Source organism: Sphingomonas sp., assembly GCF_030145815.1.
Classification (GTDB): Bacteria; Pseudomonadota; Alphaproteobacteria; order Sphingomonadales; family Sphingomonadaceae; genus Sphingomonas.
The window spans coordinates 1-18,218 of record NZ_JAIXHL010000023.1 but is presented as its reverse complement, the minus strand read 5'-3'; the positions used below and the strand labels follow the sequence as shown (position 1 = coordinate 18,218).

Below are 18,218 nucleotides of genomic sequence, written 5' to 3'. Positions count from 1 at the left end.
TAAATCAGTATTTTAGGCGATGTGGTTTTTGGAAAGGCCCACAATTTCGCCCGCACTAGGCAACTAACGTATTGGTTCGATGCCTTTTTAGGGACTCTGGCAATTTCAAAGTCTCGGAATTCCGCCATTCCTGCACAGGAACAAATGCAGAAACTGGGCCTTTTGATTCGGGCTTCAGGACGGCCCCTTACCCCGTCATGCATCCCGCGCCCTCCCCTCTACGGAACGCGCCTCGAGCAAGTGCATTTCGGCTAGCGTAGAAAGGTAGATGCTCACGCCAGTGGCCACGCCTCGGTAGAGTTCATCGCAATCCACCTGGACGTGGGTAATCGCCTTAGACGCGATGATCCCTGGTAATGCCCAAATCGCGTCCGGGGGCAAATAAGCCATCATCGAACGAAGGTTCTTGCGAAGAATTAGAGAAAGCTGCGCTCGCTGAGCCGATTGGGAGACGTCGGGCAGAAATCGCTCGCAGGCGAGCCGTATTTCAATTTCCTCTCCCCTGTGCTGCTCAAGCATTGCACTGGTCTCGACGATCACACACTTCAGCCGGACGAATGTCTCGTCTAAGCGGCGCTCCGGCCCGTCGACGACATAATAGGTGGGCCAGGCCACCTGAATCTCCGCCCTGAGAGAATAAACCGGCTTAGGCGTAGCCTTCCTTTTGCGTCTGGTCTTCGTCATCGCAACTCTCTCAAACAATGCGACGGTGGCGATCGCCGCTTTCGAGAAGGCTACATGCCGATGGGCACGAAACCAATCAGTTGAAGATCAGCGAGTGGACGCGGTTGACCAAGATGCCTTTAGACATCCCGATCAAGCTCTCCCGTCAGCAGAGTAGGCGCTCGCACCGATAGCAAGGGGATTTCTTACCGATCGGTAAGAATCGGCGCGAAGACGTCGGTCAACGCGAGCAATCTTACCGATCGGTAAGTTAGGGGGCTCGCTAGCATATCCGTATCACGGAGCGCCGTTCGGCCCATGCCGACTGCAAGCGTTTATTACGACAGACAACGCGACGGTGAAGATCGTCGCTTTTGAGCAGGTACCGTGCCGATGAGCACGAAACCAATCAGTTGAACATGGCTGACGTTTAAGAGATTTCTAAGAGCGGACTGCCAGATTGAAGACTTGACCTGCTGCGCTGTGAAAGCACTTGCGGCGAGCAGGACCACAGATGTTGCCAGGAGCCTATGAACCCCGCTCATAATTCCGCATTGGCGCAGCGCTACCTGGTCGATGACCTCCCTGGTGCACACCAGCCCGGAGCTCGATTGCACGGCATTCTCCAGAGGATCGACGTAGGAGCTCAGATTACGCCGCTTGCACGGCAATTCCTTGCATCGACGGGTCTGCTCGCTCTTGATGCATTGGCAAGTGGAAAGCTGCTACTGGCTGAGTTTCAAGCTCAAGCCGCCACGGAGCGTAATTCACGAATCCAGCAAGCATCGATCAAGGCCGCCGAGGCAGAAGTTGAAGCCGCGCGAATTGCTGCCGCTAAGGCGGACGCAGTGAGGGCCACTTTTGCCGCCATGGCGAACGATCCGGTCCTTCGCCGAAAGCGTGAGGCAAAAGATCTCCGCCGACGCTTTGGATTGGGCTACGTCGATGACGAGCATTACGGGCGCGTCATCGGTGTTTTGAAGCAAGTCGAGAAAGGGCAGCGCGTCCGCACCGAGGACGTGGCTTGGCTCAGAGCCGAGGCCGAATACTGCTGGACCGATGAACTGCAGAAGGCGTGGCATCGCTTAGAGGCCCAAGCGCTAACCGAAGCGTGGGAGCGCACCGGTGACGCCTGGAACGCAGTCAACGCCAGTGGCCATTGGCGCAAGGCGGGTGATGCCGAGCGGGCCCTGTCTTTGACCGAAAAAGCGCTGGCGCGAACCTCCCTCCCGTCAAAGCTTCAATCTGCCCTTGCCACAACTCGCGGCGGGGCGATGCGCGATTTGCACCGGCTTGAAGAAGCTGAAGCGTTTGGACGACAAGCCCATAGCCTTACGCCCGGAGATTACCGACCCTGCACGCTGCTGGGGGCTTTGCTACTTGAGCGCGGTGACCTTGCGGGAGGGCATGATTGGTACGCCAGGGCCGAGCAACTGGGCGCGTCACAGGAGGCCATTGACCAGGATCTGCGATCACTGCTGGTACGGTTACCCTTCCAGGAACGTCGACGCATTGGTGACTATCTGCTTGCACAGGATCCAGCGAGGTTTGCCTGGTTGACTAGGCGGCCAGATGCGAACTCGGATACTGAGAGTGCTAGATTTTGACACAAAGCGCAGAAGCTCAAGCGCAACGAAGGAAAGCGATTTGCACAAAGAGGAGATGATAGCGGCGCTTGAGTCGAGCGGGGACTTTAAGGTCTCGCGGCGACTAAAGCCAAAAATACATCTCGGCCCCGCACCGGATGGTGCGCGTCGCGCAATTTTTCTTGATGTCGAGACTACTGGCCTTAACCCCGACCATGACGAGATCATCGAACTTGCAATGGTCCCGTTCTACTATTCCGACCAAGACGAAGTCGTCTGTGTTGGGGAGGCCTTCACTGGTCTGCGGCAGCCGAGCTCCACCATTCCGGCCGAGGTCACAAAGATAACTGGTATCACCGACGACATGGTGGCCGGACAAGCGATCGATCCGAATGCCGTCGCCGAATTTGCGGGTCGCAACCTCATTATCGCCCACAATGCAGCCTTCGATCGACCTTTCATCGAGCGATTTTGCCCAATGGTGCAGCAGAATCCTTGGGCTTGTTCGATGAGCGAAATTGGCTGGAGCGACGAGGGCTATGAAAGCAGCAAGCTCGCGTTCTTGGCGCTCAGCAGTGGATTTTTTTACGACCGTCATCGTGCCGAGAGCGACTGCCGTGCGGCAATCGAGCTTCTCGCCCGGGAATTGCCGGTCAGCGGCCAAGGGGCACTTTCGCAACTCCTCGCTTCGGCTCGATGCACTTCCTTTCGCTGCTGGGCAGAGGATGCCCCATTCGAAACGAAGGATGTGCTTAAAGAGCGCGGGTATCGCTGGAATGGCGAGGCAAACGGGCTACCGCGGGCTTGGTGGAAAGATATTGGAGAGGCCGAACTGGAGGGCGAAAAGTCGTTTCTGCGGTCCGAAGTTTACAGATCCGACAAGGCTATCAGAACCGCAAAAATCACGGCGCAGAACCGCTATTCGCGGCGCATCACCCCATGCGACTAATAGAGGTTGCCGCATGGCCTAGCGCTGCCCCTGGCTTTTGCGCTTTCAATTCAGCATTTTTTGATCGAACTCGTGGACGATAGCCGGGAGGCAATGCCTCTTTTCGTTCGCTTGGCCAGCAGGGGAATTTTGTGATTGAGTTAAATGCGGAGCAGGCTTCCGCGCTTCAAGCGATCAAATCCTTTCTGCGCGACGATGACCTCGATGCTTTCATTCTGCGTGGCAGCGCGGGAACGGGCAAAACAACGCTCATAGCAAGGCTGATTGAAGCATTGGATGAGATGAACTTGTCCTGCGCGCTGATGGCACCGACCGGCCGAGCGGCCCGCATTATCGGTAACAAAATCGGTCAGATCGCTGGCGACAGTGCCTACGGTAGTTCGACGATTCACAAGGAAATCTACAGCTCACCGAAAGTCAGCGTCAACGAAAACGCTGAAGCGGAGAACGATCCCGGTGTCCGATTGGTTTTCCCGCTCAAGACCGACGAGCCAACCGCTTCGCTCTTCGTGATCGATGAGTCCTCGATGGTGGGGGACAAGGAGCAGTCCGGCGACTTCATGCAGTTCGGCTCTGGACGGCTGTTGAGCGATGTCGTGCAGTTCGTGAGAGCGAAGCGGCCGGGGCGGACCGAACCGCCTTTGACGAAGTTGTTGTTCGTAGGCGATCCAGCTCAGCTCCCGCCGGTGGGAGATAACATTTCACCTGCCCTCTCGGACGAATATCTCGCGCGCGAGTTTGGCCTGCGAGTCGCATCGTTCGAACTGCGGACCGTGATGAGGCAGGCACAGGGAAGCGCCATCTTGGCTCGTGCCCGCGAAATTCGAGACGCCATCGAAGCGAGGAGGTTCAACAGGTTTTCGTTGACCTCCAAACTCGAAGATATCCAGCGCGCCGATGTCCGACAGGCCGTCGATCTCGTCGAGAAGGGTATACGCGACCGGGACTCAAGTGTGGTTGTCGTGCACTCGAACTCCATTGCACTGGAATACAATCGAACCATCAGGGAACGCCGGTGGGGCCATGCCGGCATGCCGATCCAGATCGGTGAAACGCTTCTCGTCAACAAGAACAAGCCACCCTTCAGTAACGGTGATCTGGTCCGCGTGATGAAAGTTGGCGCCGAACCGAAGACAATTGTGGTGCCTTTGCGGGGAGGGCATCGTGTTGATCTTTCGTTCCGCGAGGTCAGTCTGGCGTTTCGTGACACCGACGGAACCATCGTCAAGCACGACACGCTCGTCCTGGAAAATCTTCTCGATGCACCCGGTCGCCAATTATCCGCGCTTGAACAGCGTGCGTTACTAGTCGACTTCCGGATGCGGCATCCGCATCTTCGGCCAGCTTCCGAGGAATTTCAGCGGACCATTCGCGACGATGCGTATTTTAACGCGCTCCAGGTGAAGTACGGCTACGCCTTGACCTGCCACAAGGCCCAGGGAGGTGAATGGAAAACCGTTGTCGTGGACTTCGATGGCTTTGGCGATCCTCGCAACGAGCATTTCTATCGATGGGCCTACACGGCGATTACCCGAGCAGCAGAAAGGTTGGTGCTCATAAATCCTCCGGAGTTTGAGCCGTATAATGACCAGATCTGGCGGGGAAAAGATCAGGAAAGCGCAATCGCCGAAGGCGCCAGTCGGGACCCGTCTGGCGATCCCGACTGGGATCGCTTCTCCTTCTCTTCCTCAGTCGCCCCGCTGATGGAAGTTCACCAGAAGCTTCGTTCCGCGTGGTATGCGCGAGGTATCACGATCGATCAACTACGGCATCTCGACTATTGCGAGCGCTACACGCTGACCCGCGAAGGTAAGCGTGCTTCTGTGCAGTACCATTACAACGGACAGTTTAAGATCAGTCGATCCGGTGAAGTGCCTGGCTCTGTGTCTGACCGCCTGCTTGCCGATGATGCACTCGCCATTCTCGGTGAGGTTGCCGGGAAGAAGGATGCCATCCAGCTCGACGCATTCATTCAAGAGTTCCTCGATTTGATGGACCGCGCGCTGGCTGGGTCACCCATCGCACGCACCGGAGTTGAATTGTCGCCATACCGCCTGCGCGTAAGTGTCGCTGATGCTTCACGACGCGGGGATATCGACTTTTCGTTCAACGGCAAGTCGACCTGGACGACTGCGCAAGAGGTGGGCGGACCAGGGCGCACCAACGGACTCTACGAAGATGTGAAGAGGCTCATGTCAGCGGATACGGTTGGCAATCAATGACATCCGATGTCATATTCAAACTACGGAAGCAGGGGCGTTCATCCGAAGCGTTGGATGTGGCTAGGCAAAATCTCGGAGCGAACGCTTCGGATATCTGGTTTTTGCGTGCATATGCTTGGGTTCTCTATGACCAGATAAAGGCTGTGGTGGACCGGTACGAGGCAGGTCAATTGTCTGCCACTGAACTGAACAACCAATTTACGCCTTGTATGCGGGAGTTTGTCAGGTTCGCAGACCTGCTGAGACGCGATACTGCCTTTTCCCAGATGTTGCGTCTGTCCGGCAAGGTTTCGAAAGACTGGCGCGAATTTCTTGGCTTTGCGCGGTGGGCCGGGATCGATGCTTTTTCCGATGAGGATCGGCAGCCGTTCGTCAATGACAAAGGTAAGACCATCGATAGTCTGGAACAGCGTTTCCGACGAGCAATCTGCAGGGAGGCAGTCGCCCGTCTTGCCGATGGTCAATCGTCTTCCGAGTTGATTGACTGGGGTTTGGGCATTCTCGACAAGTCGCTGGCCGAACACCCCAACGATCAGTGGTTAAATTACTACCAAAGCAAAGCTCACCTCGCTCGTGGCGAGGATGAGCTTGCGATCCAGCGTTTGGCGCTGGTTTTACGGCGCCAGGCACGCGCAGCCTGGACTTGGGCCTTGCTGGGCGAGATACTCGAAAAGTCGCAGCCCGACGACGCTCTGGTATGTCTTGCCTATGCCACACAGCTCGCAAGAGAAGAGCAAGAGGTGGCGAAAATCCGCATTCATCTCGCCAACAGACTTGCGCTTGCAGAGCGCTATGGCGAGTCTGCGCGTCAGATATCGCTTGCACTGAAATACCGCGAACAGGCTGGGTACAAGATCCCCCAAGAACTGCAACAACTAGCCAGCAGCGAGTGGTATGCGCGCATTAATGCCAACGGCGGGATGCAGGATATGCCCGATGCGGGCCCAGCAGCCATGGCCCTTCTTCGCAACTTGGACCGTAAGAGTCTTACCTACGTTCAAGGCGTGGTGGATCACGTGAACAATGATAGGGCGCTCAGCTATGTCGCCACCGGCGTGAATACCGGGATCGCCCTGAAGCACGCCAGCTTCCCCCAGATCGCCGACCTCGTTGCCGGCACGATTGTGGAAGTGGGGCGTGCAGAACCCGAGGGTCCGCCGTTAGATTGGCGGTTGTCGGATGCGGCGGAATTGCCGGGGCTCTGCGAAACGCTCTCGGGTCGTTTAGAACGCCATGAAGGTAAAGCCTTTGCCTTCATCCGCGCCTCCCGCGATGACATCTTTGTTCCGCCTGATTTGGCGAAAGGTTTCGATACGGGGCAGACATACGACGTTTCCTGTCTTGCTGTCAGGCGTAAGGAAAAAACAGGCAAGATTGGTTGGCGTGCCGTGCAGGTCTTTTCAAGCCAGAATGACCTCCCCGTGTTCTGACTTCGGTGTTTGGGCAAAGCAGATCCTGCTCAGCGAATTAGGGCTGTGTGAATGCTGCAACTTGAGCTTGAAGGTCCGCCTTTGCCCTCGAAAGCGCGGCTGTGTTGGTCTTTGTTGAACAGCGCTCTGCTGCTTTGTCGCCCAGGAAAAACGCGATCCGCTCAGCATTGGCCCCGCTGGGATGGGGTAGCCCATCCAATATCCGGCGACCATCTACCAGACCCTCGGCCGCAAGAGCTTGCATAGCCGCAGCGACCTTCGGCCCAAGAGGGACAATCACCGCATCGGACAGCGCAGGAAGCTCTTGGCCCGTATAGGCCTCGAGCCAACCTCGCAACGCGGGCGTCTTGACCATATCGGGCTGCCCTGACCAGTTCTGTCCATCGACGAACACGGGATACCGCAGCGCCGATGTGAAATGCACGAGGTCGCCGTTTTCGGACCAAAGCGAAGCCGTTGACGCCAAGCCCAGCCATTGTCCGACACCGATGAGATCGAGCATGCGGACAAGATTCGTCCGCATGGGTTCACCGGAAAAGCTGGCGAAGGTCTTCGCTGCAGAGGCGGCCTCCGCAACGGATCGCCCTTCTAGCAATGCCCTCCGCGCGGCTCGCAGCGCATTGGCTGCTTGGAACCGGCCAGGGGTCATGCCGACAACGACGACGCGCGCTGATGTGTTGATGTGATCGAACGGGGCGTAGATCATCTCCACATGTCGCGCGCCGATGTGTTCGCTGGCCATTTTCAATCTTTGAGCCGACTGCGGATCGTCGATTTCTGCATCGCTCAGGCTGGTGAGGACGGTGGCAAATTCTTCAAACAACGTCAGGGACATGGGGCGCCTTGTAATCAGTTGGTGCCCTTATTGCAGATCCATGCGTCGATGTCCTCCTGCGCCCAAGCAACTGCGTATCCGCCGAGTTGGACCGGCTTGGGAAACTTCCCTTCGGCCATCCAGCGATAGATCGTCGACCGGCCCAGCCCGACACGGTGCTGAACTTCCTTGAAGCGGATGAGCCGCGTCACGCGTTTCGGCTCTGCTGGCGGCGGCATAGCACTTTCAGTCATGACGACCTCCAACGGTCGCCGCAAAGATATCCCCCAGCAGGGCATCCTTGCGCTCGAGTTCGTCGATATGATCAGCGAGGAGCCGGGCCACCCGGTGCGCAGTTCCCTTGGCCCAACGCGGCTTGACGTCGTGTACCTGGTTGCCAAGGACGCGCTCGAGAGCGGCGGGCAATTCACAGATAAGCTCCTCGAAGAACCTGGCGATGTCGGTCTGAAGCCAGCGCGTTGCCTGGTCCCCGCCAGCGCCGAGGAACAACAGCAAGTGAGCGTGCGGTGGCATCCCGGATGAGGCCAGAATCCGCAAGGCTTCTCCTACACTGGGGCTGCGCTCCCCGATCAGTGTCCGGCGCAGCGCATCCTTATGAATGTCGGCCTCGCGCGCAATTTCGCAGCGGTTGCGTCCGCTCCGTTCAACGGCGGTGTGCAGCAGGTGCGCGAGCTCCTGCCGGGTTTGGGTTTCACCAAGTACGCCCATGTCGATCATAGCTGTTTCTCCTCTGGCTGAAATGATCGACTCGTCGGCTAAGCCAAGAGGAAGGGTGTAGGAAAATGAAAAGAACATAAAAGGAACATAGAGGAAGGGCCGAATCACTCCGCTTTGGCGATTCGCGCAGAAAGCCGACGCCGATGCGCAAATTCCGGCGAGCGCCGCGCGGGATCCGGCCCAATTGGCGCTCTGACCGTTCGACATTGCGCAAAGGTCGGCACGACGGGTCTTTCACGTCGCTTTTTGCTTGGTCGCGCTGCCGCAAGAGCAGGTCTCGATTTCCTACAGGGCCATCGAGGGATCACGAAGAACAGACAGCGAACGGCGAGGCCGCTTGCTGTTTGACCAACCTTCGAAAGGTCCTGCCCATGAATACCCCTGTTCCGCTTGCCCGCCATTCCCGGCTCAAGGACTATATCCTGCCCGCTCTCGTGGCGCTCGCCGGTGCCGGTGCGGCTTATGCCGGCGCTGACACCACGTTCGATCCGGCCCTCACCAAATTCACCGATTTCCTCGAAGGCTCGGGCGGCAAGATCATCACCGTTCTCAGCCTTGCGGGCGGCCTCATCGGCCTTGCCTCCGGGCGCTTCTCGCTCGGCCAGGTCGCCGTTCCGGTGGGTGTCGGCATCGGCGTCGGCACCGGTGTGCCGATCGTCACCTCGGTCGTGACCGCGGTCATCTGAACAGCGGATCCGGTCACGGCGGGAGGGCGGCATAATGGCTGACAAGTACCTCGTACCCCAACGGCTCGACGATCCGGAGCTCATCGGCTTCTGGACCATCGACGAGTTCGCGGGGCTGCTGATCCCCTTTGCCTGGGGGATCCTGGCGCAGCACATCTTCATCGGGATCGCTCTCGCCTTTGCGGCCTGGTTCGTCTTGCGGAAGGCGAAATCCGGAAACGCGGGCTCGGCGCTGGTGCATGCTGCCTATTGGTACCTGCCCGGGGGTTTCCTCGGGCTCAAGGCCACGCCGCCCTCCCACTGTCGTCTCCTGGCCGGCTGAGGGAGGAACGCCATGCGCGCTGAATTCGCCTACGAAGAGGCCCAGAAATACCTGCGCCAGCGCAATCGCCTGGCGGTGGTAGCCGGGGTGCTCGGGCTTGCGAGCCTGCTGGGGCTTGGGGCTGCTGCCACACGGGACCGCGAGGTCGTCCTCGTGCCCGTGACGAGCGAGCGGTTGTCGCTCACCAGTGCGGGGCCGGACGCCCATTATCTCGAGCTCGTGACCCGCGACACCGCGCTGATGCTGCTCAACCGCAGCCCACAGGGCCTTGATTACTGGATGGGCGAGATCCTGAAGCTCGCCGATCCGGCGGCTCACGGGCAACTCAAGGGCGAGCTCGTCAAGATCGTCGAGGAACAGCGCGGCTCCGACATCTCCCAGGCCTTCGTCATCCGCCGAATGGATGTTGACCCAGGCAGCCTCACTTCGACCGTCACCGGCACGCTCAAGACCTTCGTCGGCGCGCAGGTGATCGCCAGCAACGATCGCAGCTTCCGGCTGAGCTGGAGCAAGCGGGGCCTCTCCCTCGCGCTCACCGGCTTCGAGCAGCTGCCCGACCCCAGCCAGAAGGATTGAAGACAGCCATGAGCGCTCTCACACCTTATGCTTCAACGGCGCTTGGCGCCGGTGTCGCCTGCCTCAGCCTTGGCGCGACGAGGCGCATCGATACGGGCTGGAAAGCCTTCGGGCTCGCCCTTTGCGCTCTCGCGTTTAGCGCAGCCCCTGCTCGTGCTGACCAGTTTGTCGAGGCAGCCGACAATGCCAAGATCGACTGCACGCTCTCGCGCGGCGAGCTGACCCGCATTGCGCTGATCGACGATGGCTTTGCCAACGTTTCGAAGATCGCGAGCGCCTATCCCTACAACGATTTCACGATCACTCATGAGCCGGTTCGCGGCGACATCTACATCTCGGTGCCGCCGCAATTTGCCTCGGACCGGGTGAGCTTCTTTGCCACGAGCAAGGCCGGGTTCGTCTACAAGTTCGCCTGCCGGACTGTTGCCCAGGAGGCGAGCCAGGTCTTCGTCACCAATCCGGCGCTCAAGGTCCGTGATGCCGAAGAATGGGAACGGGAAACCGGTCCGGACGATGCAGCCATCCGGCTGATCGAGGCCATGGCGGGCGACGCGGTACTGCCAGGCTTTGTGGGGCGAACCGAGCTCGGCCTGCCGCGCAAGACCGGCACCATCGAAGTCCAGCTGGTCGCCGAATACACCGGCGCTGAACTGACTGGTCAGCGCTTCCGCCTGCGCAATCTCGGCAAGGCGCCGCTCGAGCTCGGCAAGGATCGCGAAGGCCCCGCTGGCGCCATTGCCTTTGCTTATGGCCGTGATGTTCTCGCGCCCAATGAAGTGACCAGCGCCTTCCTCGTCTTCCGCAAGGGAGGGCTGGAATAATGGCAAACGCAGACAAGCCGGCCACCGATCCGGTTCCCCAGACCCCTGAAACAGCTGATGCCAGCGCCACCCAGGAAAGCCGGCGTGAGGTTGGCAGGCGCAACCTCAACCACCAGATCGCGCAGCGGCAGAAGGCCTTGCTCGCAGGCGTCGGCGCTATCGCGCTGATCGGCGGGGCAGCCTTCCTATTCAGCGGCGACGACGACAGACACGCGGACGCTTCTGGCGATACCGTGAGCATCGACACGGGCGGGCTGGTCAATCGCAACCTATCCGAACGCGAGTTCGTCGCGACCTACGGCAACCGGGCCGATGCCCAGGACCGGGAGATCAAAGCGCTCAAGGAAGGCCAGGTCTCGCGGCCGGAGCTCGAGCAGCAGCTCGCAAGCCTCAAGGCCGAGAACAGCCAGATGCGGACCGACGGCCAGACCGCGATCGACGCCATCTCGGCCGAGAATGCCGCCTTGAAGGCGCAGCTCGACCAGGCCGCGCGTGCCTCGGCAGCGGCGGCGGCGCCGCCCCCGGCCTACGGTCCCGGCGTGCCTCCTGGCGCAGCGCCTGTCCCTGGCCGGACGGCAGCGAGCGGTCCGCTGCCCGAGGAGGGCAAGGTCAGCCTGATGAGCTTCGAGACCGGCGCTGCCGGTCCCAAGAAGCCCGCCCCCGACAATGCAGCCCCGCCGCTCGTTTTGCAGGATAGCCGCGATTACCTGCCGCCCAACAGCTATGCGCCGGCGCGCGTGATCGTGGGCGTCGACGCCTCGACCGGCGTTGCCAGCCAGACCGATCCATTGCCCGTGGTGCTCCGGATTACCGGGCCAGCGCGTTCGGTCATGCGGGGCGGCAAGGTGCTGACGACCGATCTCACCGGCTGTCTCGTCAATGGCGCAGCGCGCGGCGACCTCAGCAGCGAGAAGGTCTACGTAAAGCTTGCCCGCATGACCTGCGCGCAGCCCGGCGGGCGCTATGCGGTGAGCGAGGTCAAGGGCTTCATCAGCTTTGCCGGCAAGTCGGGCGTGCGCGGCCGCGTCGTCAGCCGCGAGGGCAGCCTCGTGGGCCAGGCCCTGCTTGCCGGGATCGTCGGCGGCTTTGGTCGCGGTTTTTCCGCCAACGCCAATGGCGTCTTCACGGGCCAGATCGGCGCTGACGGCAAGCGCCAGGCGCTCTCGCCCACCGACATTGTCGCGGGCGGCTTTGGCCAGGGCGCGGGCGAAGCTGCCGACACGGTGAGCAAGTACCTCATCGAACGTGCCGAACAATACCAACCCGTCGTCGAGATGCCGACCGGCATCGAGGTCGAGATCGTCTTCCTCGACGGCGTTCATGTCAGGAGCAATACGAAATGAAGTATTCGGAATTTCAGCCGGGCCTGAAGGCGCGCGCTGCGACTGCGGCCCTCGCTGTCACCACAGCCTTCACCGTGATCAGCCTCGGCCTCGCCGCGGTCACCGCTGAGCCGGCACGGGCCCAGGGCCTGGCCAGCACCGTGCGCGCAGCGCTCTTGGCCCGCTTGCCCAAGACGCCGATCACCGGCCTGTCCTGTGAAGGCTTTGGCGGGCTGTGCGAAGTGGTCTCGGGCAACACGCTGTTCTACGTCGATGAGACCGCCCGATATCTCATGGTCGGCCGCCTCTATGACATGGAGACGCGCCGCGATGTCACGGCAGCGCGGCTGCTCGAGCTCAACCCGGATCTCCTGGCGGCAGGGGCGGCACGGGCGGACGCAGACAATGCTCGGCAACAAACCGGGCAGGATGCCGGGCCGCCGGCGCCGACAGCAACCAAGGTGGACCTGACCCGTCTGCCGGCGGACGGCGCGATCCAGTGGGGACCGGCGAATGCTCCCAAGGTAGTCGTCTTCTCTGATTTCCAGTGCGGTTATTGCCAGCGCTTGACCGGCGAACTGGTCAAGGCAGGCGTCCGGGTCGAGGAGCGGCCGATTTCGATCTTCGGGGCCAAGAGCCGCGAGATTTCTGAAGCAGTGCTGTGCGCTGCCGATCCGGTCAAGGCACTGCACCAGGCTTACGCCGGCGAGGCCGTGCCGCAGCGTAAGGGCTGCAAGGTCCAGGGCCTCGATGCGAATGAGGCGTTTGCCCGGGCGCAGGGCTTCTCGGGCACGCCGGTCCTGGTGCGCGCCAGCGATGGCGCCGTGCTGCAGGGTTATCGCCCGGCTGCTGAAATCCGCAAATTCCTCGGCCTCGCCTCTAACAAGGGAGGCCGCTGATGCACAACTTCAGCCATGTGCCTCGCTGCGCGGCACTGCTCGGCCTCCTGCTGGCAACCAGCGGCTGCGCGGTGCTCGGCGGCAACGTCAAGGGCAACTTCTCCTGCCGGGCACCGGAGGGAGACTGCGCGCCGACCTCGGTGATCGATGGCCGGGCGACCGAGACTGTCGGTGAAAAGGCCGACGTTCTCTCCGTGCAGCATCCGGCGACCGCCGCTTCGACTTCGGTCACCCTCAAGGTTGTGCTGGCCGCCTATCGGGACGCGCAGGGCCGCAACCACGAGGCGCGCATTGTCGAAGTGCCGCTGCCGGAACCGGCCGACACGCACTTCCAGGATCCGGCAAGCCGCCGCGAGGTTGCGCGGGCGCTTGCCCGGGCCGTCGCCACGGCACGCGAGCCGCAGGGCGAAGCGCCGCCGACCGCCACAGACACCACCGACCACACCAACTCCGCCTTGCCGGACGTGCTGACTGCCCCCTTGCAGCACGCGCCGGCCGGGGGACCCGGGACAGCCCCCCTCCCGCCCCGGGTCCCCCACCTCAGTGCAGGACAAGGGGAGCCTGCTCCCCAGGAAGGAAACACACCGTGAGCCTCTCCCTTGCCAAAGCCCGCGATGCCCTGATGGGTGCGCTGTTTGCCGATACGGCGTCAGCCGAGAAGCCGCGGGCCCGCTTCGGTCTCGACATGTTGTCCGATTGGCTGCCTTACCGGGTCTTCGACGAAAGCGCCGGGCTCTACCGCAACGCCCGCTCCAAGGGTTTCATCCTCGAGGTGACGCCGTTGATCGGTGCCGACGAGCGCACCGGCGAAATCCTGGGACAGTTCTTCTCTGAAGGACTGCCCCAGGGGGCCTGCCTGCAGGTGCTCAATTTCGCGAGCCCGCGGATCGGGCAGATCGTCTCCCCGTGGTTTGCGCCGCGCTATGAACAGGGCGGGATCTACGAGGCGATCGCCCGGGAGCGGCTTGCCCGGTTCTATGATCTGGTCTGGGAAAGCGGCTCGGCCTTCGCCCCTTTTCATTTGCGGAGCAGCCGCCTGATCGTCTCGCTCGGTGTCCCGGAAAACACGAATGTCACCGATGCCGAGCTTGCCGAATGCCGCGAGGCTCTACTGGGTCTCATCCATTCGCTGGGGCTCGATGCGCATCCGCTGCGCCCTTCGGCGCTGATCGGCCTCGTTGATGAGCTGACCTCGCCGACCACGGCGCGCGAGCCCGAGCGCCAGACCTGGAATCCGCTCGAGCAGATCGATGTCCAGGCGATCCGCTCCGATATCGAGCTTGAAGTCGAGGACGACCGCATGGTGCTGAGGACCGAGCGATTTCGCGAGATGGGCCGCGACAGCGCCGGGAACCCCGAGGTTGGGGTGTGCCTCCCCGATACGTTCGACGTTCGCCACTTTGCCGTGCGCTCGTTTCCTGAGCGCTGGGCACCGTGGGAGTGCGCGCGGCTGATCGGTGACATGTTCGCCGACAAGCTGCGCTTTCCCTGTCCGACGGCGACGATGCTGTGTCTCGTCTATCCGGACCAGGAGGCAGCTTCGGCCCGCGCTGGCTACAAGTTCATGCGCACGACGAGCCTCAGCCAGACCAAGAGCGCGCGCTTCCTCCCCAAGCTTGCCGACCAGTCGGCCGAGTGGCGCCACGTCCAGAACGAGCTCCAGGCCGGAAAGAAGCTGGTGAAGCTATTCTACGGGCTGACCAGCTATTCCCCGCTGGGCTCGGGCGATGCCCATGAGCGCGTGATCAAGGCGATCTTCAAGGCGGCAGGCTGGGACCTCACCGATGAGCGCTTCCTCCAGCTCCAGGGTCTGGTCGCCGCGTTCCCCTTGAGTCTCGCCGATGGGTTGGCGGACGACATGCTGCGTCTGAAGCGCATGCGCACGATGCTGTCGACGACCGCCGCCAATATCGCGCCGATGCAGGGCGAGTACCTGGGCCGCACGGTTCCCCACCTCCTGCTGGTCGGCCGGCGGGGGCAGCCGTTCTGGTGGTCACCGTTCGAGAACGGGGCTGGCAACCACAACATCGCGATTTGCGGCAAGTCCGGGTCGGGCAAGTCGGTCCTGCTCCAGGAGCTGTGTGCGGCCCTGCGCGGTGCGGGTGCCAAAGTCGTGGTTATCGACGATGGCCGCTCGTTCGAGCACTCGGTCAAGCTTCAGGGCGGGCGCTTCGTCGAGTTCACGCTCGCTGCGGGCTTTTCGCTCAATCCCTTCTCGATGGTCGATGATGCCCGGGCTGAGGCCGACGAGGATTACCGCCTCGACTGCTTTGCCATGATCAAGGCGATCATCGGGCAGATGGCGCGTCATGACGACAAGCCCAGCGATACCGAGCGGGGCCTGATCGACCGGGCCGTCACCACGGTCTGGAACACGCTCGGGAGCGGCGGCTGCATCGATGACATCGCGGCAGCGCTCGAAGTTGGCGGCGGCGAGCTAGGGGCAAACCTGGCGACCGCGATTGCGCCCTATTGCCGGGGCGGCAGCTATGGCGGGTTCTTCTCAGGGAAGGCCAGCTTCGCGCTCGATGACGATTTCACGGTCTTCGAGATGAGTGACCTTGCGAGCCGTGAGGAACTCAGAAGCGTCGTTCTTTCGGCGATCATGTTCATGACCGGCCAGGCCATGACGCGGACCTCGCGAGCGACCCGCAAGCTGCTGCTGATCGACGAGGCCTGGTCGATGCTGAAGGGCGGCTCGATGGGCGATTTCGTCGAGACCTATGCCCGTACCGCCCGCAAGTACGGCGGCGCGCTCGCAACCGCGACCCAGTCCCTGAATGACTATTACAAGTCGGACGGCGCGCGCGCCGCGCTTGAGAACAGCGACTGGATGCTGATCTTGCAGCAGAAGGCCGAGACAATCTCGGACTTCCGGCAGAGCGCGCGGCTCGACATGGACGACCGGACCGAGACGTTGATCCGTTCGCTGAAGCGCTCAGGTGCGGAATACTCCGAGATCTTCATCAAGGGTCCGGAGACCGAAGCGATCGGGCGCCTCGTGCTCGATCCGCTCTCGGCGACGATCTTCTCGTCCGATCCGGGCACCTATGCCGCGATCCAGGCGCTCGAAGCGAAGGGCATGCCGCTCGCTGACGCGATCCGAACGGTCGCAGGCCTGGCTCCGGGAGAGCGCTGATGGCCTTCCATCAAACCCCGTTCGACCACATCGGTGTGTGGTCGCCGTCGATGCGGCTCATCCCTTTCCTGCAGGGCACCTGCTTTATCCTCATCGAGGCATCGCGCTTTGCGGCCTCAAGCCTGCTCATCGTCCTGGGCTTGCCGCTGTTTGCGTTCCTGTTCCTCGCGGGCTGGGACATGGGGCTCTTGTTCGCGCAGCTCGGCAATCTTGCCGACCATTACCGCGAGGCGGACGCAATCCGCCGGATTGCCTTTTCCCAGGACCTGCAGGGTGCCTTCATCGCCGCCCTGCTCGGCGTGGTGCTGGTGCGGATCCCTCGCTTCCTGAAGCGCTTCGAAACAGCCCTCGCTCCGGCCGCACCCAAGGAGACTGTCAATGGCTGACGTTCGCCGATTACAATCTTTTAATCCCACGCTTGCGCTCCGGCTTGGCGGGGTTCTCCTCACGGTCTGCGCTCTGCTGTGGGGGGCCTGGGTCAGCCGCGAAGTGGCCCGTCCCCGTGAACAGATCGTCACGGTGCGCTTGGCTGAGACCATTGCGCGGTTCGTCGATGCTGAAGCCCGCGCGGCCCGAGACCCTGAAGTCGGCCAGGCCCGCACGCTCGCCTATCTCAAGGCAGCTGAGGTTGCGGTCCAGGACATGGGCAAGAATGGCCGCGTGGTGCTGGTGGCCGAGGCGGTCCTTGCGGGGGAAGTGCCCGACGCGACCGCCGAACTGGAGCAGCGCATTGCCGCTCGGCTCGGCCGGGAGCCGAAGCCATGATCCGAATCGCCCACCTGCTGCGCGGAGCCCGGCGTCCGCTGCTCCTGACCGGGATCGTTGGCTTGCCATTCGCTTGGGCGCCGCTTGCGGCCTTCAGCGAGGACCATGCCTTCCTGATCAATTCGAGCCCGAGCCTGCCAAACTGGGCCTTCTGGCTCGACAAGTCGGCGCCGATTGCGCGTGGCAGCCTGATCTTCTTCGAGCCGCCAGCCTCGGCAATGCTGGACCGGCATTTCGGGAAGGGACCGCATCTTTTCGGAAAGCGCGTGCTTGGCCTGCCGGGCGACGTGGTGAGCCATGATGGCGCCGAGGTCCTGGTCAACGGCCGCAAGGTCGGCGCGCGCCTCGCGCGCACCCGTCTCGGGCTGACGCTCAGCCCCGGACCCGAAGGCGTCATCCCGCGGAACTGCTACTATGTTGGAAGCGACCACCCGCGCGGCTTCGACAGCCGCTATGCCGAAGTGGGTTTTGCCTGCCGCGGGCAGATTCTCGGCAGCGGGAGGGCGATCCTGTGAAGCGCGCCCTGCTTGTAACCTTTGCGCTTGTCCTCGCCGTTCCGGCCAATGCGCGGGACTATGGCCAGCAAGGTGCCGTGTTCCCGGTGATCGAACGCGATCTCCTGGAACAGATCCACACGCGGCTCACTGCCATGGAAAAATCAGGTGAGACCCAGCGGCTCAATCAGGAGCTGAAGCGGCGCACGGCGGCGCGCGTCAACCGGCCAGAGCCGGTGGCAGGCCTCGTCCGGGCGAGCGCGGCTCGCCGCTGGAGCTTTGATCCGACGATCACGCTCGAGACCGATATCCGGGGCGCCAAGGGCGAGCTCATCCATGCCAGCGGGACCCGGGTGAACCCGCTCGACAGCGTTCCGCTGCGCGCGGAGCTCCTGTTCTTCGATGGCGACGATCCTGACCAGCTCGCCTGGGCGCTCAAGGCATCGCCGGGCGCCAAGCTCATCCTGACCAAGGGTGCACCATTGGAGCTGATGAAGGCCCGGCAGCGGCGCTTTTACTTCGACCAGGGCGGCAAGCTGATCGCGCATTTCGGGATCAGGGCGCTGCCTGCCCGCGTGCGCCAGAATGGCCGGGTGCTCGAGGTCAGCGAGGTCGTCCTGCCTTCCCGACAAGGAGTCCGCCCATGAAATCGCTTCGTCGCCTCGTTATGTCGAGCGCGGCGGCAGGAGGCGCAGGTTTCCTTCGGTTTTCCATGATTTCACTCCAGATAATTACGGTTCCCTCGACCTGAACAAGTCGAAGGAACCACCATGAGAACAAGATCATCAGAGC

The 18,218-nt window shown here is 61.9% G+C and carries 20 protein-coding genes; 16 read left to right on the top strand and 4 right to left on the bottom strand.

Translation table 11 applies throughout. The features are described from left to right. Window positions 1-195 precede the first annotated feature (195 nt). On the bottom strand, window positions 196-684 hold the full coding sequence (locus tag KYX69_RS17945; protein ID WP_300499728.1) for a hypothetical protein: 489 nt from the start codon (window positions 682-684) through the stop codon (window positions 196-198). Window positions 685-1,193: 509 nt separating this feature from the next. Here KYX69_RS17945 and KYX69_RS17940 point away from each other — a divergent pair. From KYX69_RS17940 to KYX69_RS17925, 4 genes are all read left to right on the top strand, one after another. Continuing rightward, window positions 1,194-2,270 carry a hypothetical protein gene (locus tag KYX69_RS17940; protein WP_300499726.1) on the top strand — a complete coding sequence of 359 codons (1,077 nt, stop codon included), beginning with the start codon at window positions 1,194-1,196 and terminating at the stop codon, window positions 2,268-2,270. Further along, window positions 2,236-3,198 (top strand): 3'-5' exonuclease, encoded by a 963-nt coding sequence (locus KYX69_RS17935; protein ID WP_300499723.1) that lies wholly within the window; start codon window positions 2,236-2,238, stop codon window positions 3,196-3,198. Before KYX69_RS17940 ends, KYX69_RS17935 begins: the two co-directional genes overlap by 35 nt. Window positions 3,199-3,329: 131 nt before the next feature. Then, window positions 3,330-5,420, top strand: a complete 2,091-nt coding sequence (locus KYX69_RS17930; protein ID WP_300499721.1) for an ATP-dependent RecD-like DNA helicase — start codon at window positions 3,330-3,332, stop codon at window positions 5,418-5,420. Then, window positions 5,417-6,850 carry a hypothetical protein gene (locus tag KYX69_RS17925; RefSeq protein WP_300499719.1) on the top strand — a complete coding sequence of 478 codons (1,434 nt, stop codon included), beginning with the start codon at window positions 5,417-5,419 and terminating at the stop codon, window positions 6,848-6,850. The genes KYX69_RS17930 and KYX69_RS17925 overlap by 4 nt, the downstream gene beginning before the upstream one ends. A gap of 37 nt (window positions 6,851-6,887) precedes the next feature. Here the strand turns inward: KYX69_RS17925 and KYX69_RS17920 are convergent, their stop codons facing one another. From KYX69_RS17920 to KYX69_RS17910, 3 genes are read right to left on the bottom strand one after another with little or no spacing between them, the layout of a single operon-like run. After that, entirely contained in the window at window positions 6,888-7,685 is a 798-nt protein-coding gene (locus KYX69_RS17920; RefSeq protein WP_300499716.1) for a hypothetical protein, read from the bottom strand. A gap of 14 nt (window positions 7,686-7,699) precedes the next feature. After that, entirely contained in the window at window positions 7,700-7,918 is a 219-nt protein-coding gene (locus KYX69_RS17915; RefSeq protein ID WP_283405542.1) for an AlpA family transcriptional regulator, read from the bottom strand. After that, a complete protein-coding gene (locus KYX69_RS17910) occupies window positions 7,911-8,402 on the bottom strand; it encodes a hypothetical protein (RefSeq protein ID WP_300499712.1) in 492 nt (163 codons plus the stop codon). Before KYX69_RS17910 ends, KYX69_RS17915 begins: the two co-directional genes overlap by 8 nt. A gap of 371 nt (window positions 8,403-8,773) precedes the next feature. Between KYX69_RS17910 and KYX69_RS17905 the strand changes: the two genes are divergently transcribed. Genes KYX69_RS17905 through traW form a run of 12 tightly spaced genes read left to right on the top strand, consistent with a single transcriptional unit; the run spans window position 8,774 to window position 18,073 of the window. After that, window positions 8,774-9,088 carry a hypothetical protein gene (locus tag KYX69_RS17905; RefSeq protein ID WP_300499710.1) on the top strand — a complete coding sequence of 105 codons (315 nt, stop codon included), beginning with the start codon at window positions 8,774-8,776 and terminating at the stop codon, window positions 9,086-9,088. A 34-nt stretch (window positions 9,089-9,122) separates the two neighbouring features. Next, the gene (traL, locus tag KYX69_RS17900; protein WP_019053870.1) at window positions 9,123-9,410 is read left to right on the top strand and encodes a type IV conjugative transfer system protein TraL; all 288 of its coding nucleotides are present in this window, start codon (window positions 9,123-9,125) and stop codon (window positions 9,408-9,410) included. A 12-nt stretch (window positions 9,411-9,422) separates the two neighbouring features. Beyond that, on the top strand, window positions 9,423-9,986 hold the full coding sequence (locus tag KYX69_RS17895) for a type IV conjugative transfer system protein TraE (protein ID WP_300499706.1): 564 nt from the start codon (window positions 9,423-9,425) through the stop codon (window positions 9,984-9,986). A gap of 8 nt (window positions 9,987-9,994) precedes the next feature. Then, a complete protein-coding gene (locus KYX69_RS17890; protein WP_300499704.1) occupies window positions 9,995-10,807 on the top strand; it encodes a type-F conjugative transfer system secretin TraK in 813 nt (270 codons plus the stop codon). Beyond that, window positions 10,807-12,150: a TraB/VirB10 family protein gene (locus tag KYX69_RS17885; protein ID WP_300499702.1), complete on the top strand. Its 1,344-nt coding sequence runs from the start codon at window positions 10,807-10,809 to the stop codon at window positions 12,148-12,150. Before KYX69_RS17890 ends, KYX69_RS17885 begins: the two co-directional genes overlap by 1 nt. Then, a complete protein-coding gene (locus tag KYX69_RS17880) occupies window positions 12,147-13,028 on the top strand; it encodes a DsbC family protein (RefSeq protein WP_300499701.1) in 882 nt (293 codons plus the stop codon). The genes KYX69_RS17885 and KYX69_RS17880 overlap by 4 nt, the downstream gene beginning before the upstream one ends. Next, window positions 13,028-13,618, top strand: a complete 591-nt coding sequence (locus KYX69_RS17875; RefSeq protein ID WP_300499699.1) for a hypothetical protein — start codon at window positions 13,028-13,030, stop codon at window positions 13,616-13,618. The genes KYX69_RS17880 and KYX69_RS17875 overlap by 1 nt, the downstream gene beginning before the upstream one ends. After that, complete coding sequence (gene traC / locus KYX69_RS17870; protein WP_300499696.1) at window positions 13,615-16,167, top strand: type IV secretion system protein TraC; 2,553 nt, start codon at window positions 13,615-13,617, stop codon at window positions 16,165-16,167. The genes KYX69_RS17875 and traC overlap by 4 nt, the downstream gene beginning before the upstream one ends. Beyond that, entirely contained in the window at window positions 16,167-16,553 is a 387-nt protein-coding gene (locus KYX69_RS17865; protein WP_300499692.1) for a hypothetical protein, read from the top strand. Before traC ends, KYX69_RS17865 begins: the two co-directional genes overlap by 1 nt. Next, window positions 16,546-16,932: a TrbI F-type domain-containing protein gene (locus KYX69_RS17860; RefSeq protein ID WP_300499689.1), complete on the top strand. Its 387-nt coding sequence runs from the start codon at window positions 16,546-16,548 to the stop codon at window positions 16,930-16,932. The genes KYX69_RS17865 and KYX69_RS17860 overlap by 8 nt, the downstream gene beginning before the upstream one ends. Further along, window positions 16,929-17,447: a S26 family signal peptidase gene (locus KYX69_RS17855; RefSeq protein WP_300499688.1), complete on the top strand. Its 519-nt coding sequence runs from the start codon at window positions 16,929-16,931 to the stop codon at window positions 17,445-17,447. Before KYX69_RS17860 ends, KYX69_RS17855 begins: the two co-directional genes overlap by 4 nt. Then, complete coding sequence (gene traW / locus KYX69_RS17850; RefSeq protein WP_300499685.1) at window positions 17,444-18,073, top strand: type-F conjugative transfer system protein TraW; 630 nt, start codon at window positions 17,444-17,446, stop codon at window positions 18,071-18,073. Before KYX69_RS17855 ends, traW begins: the two co-directional genes overlap by 4 nt. Window positions 18,074-18,218: the final 145 nt, after the last annotated feature.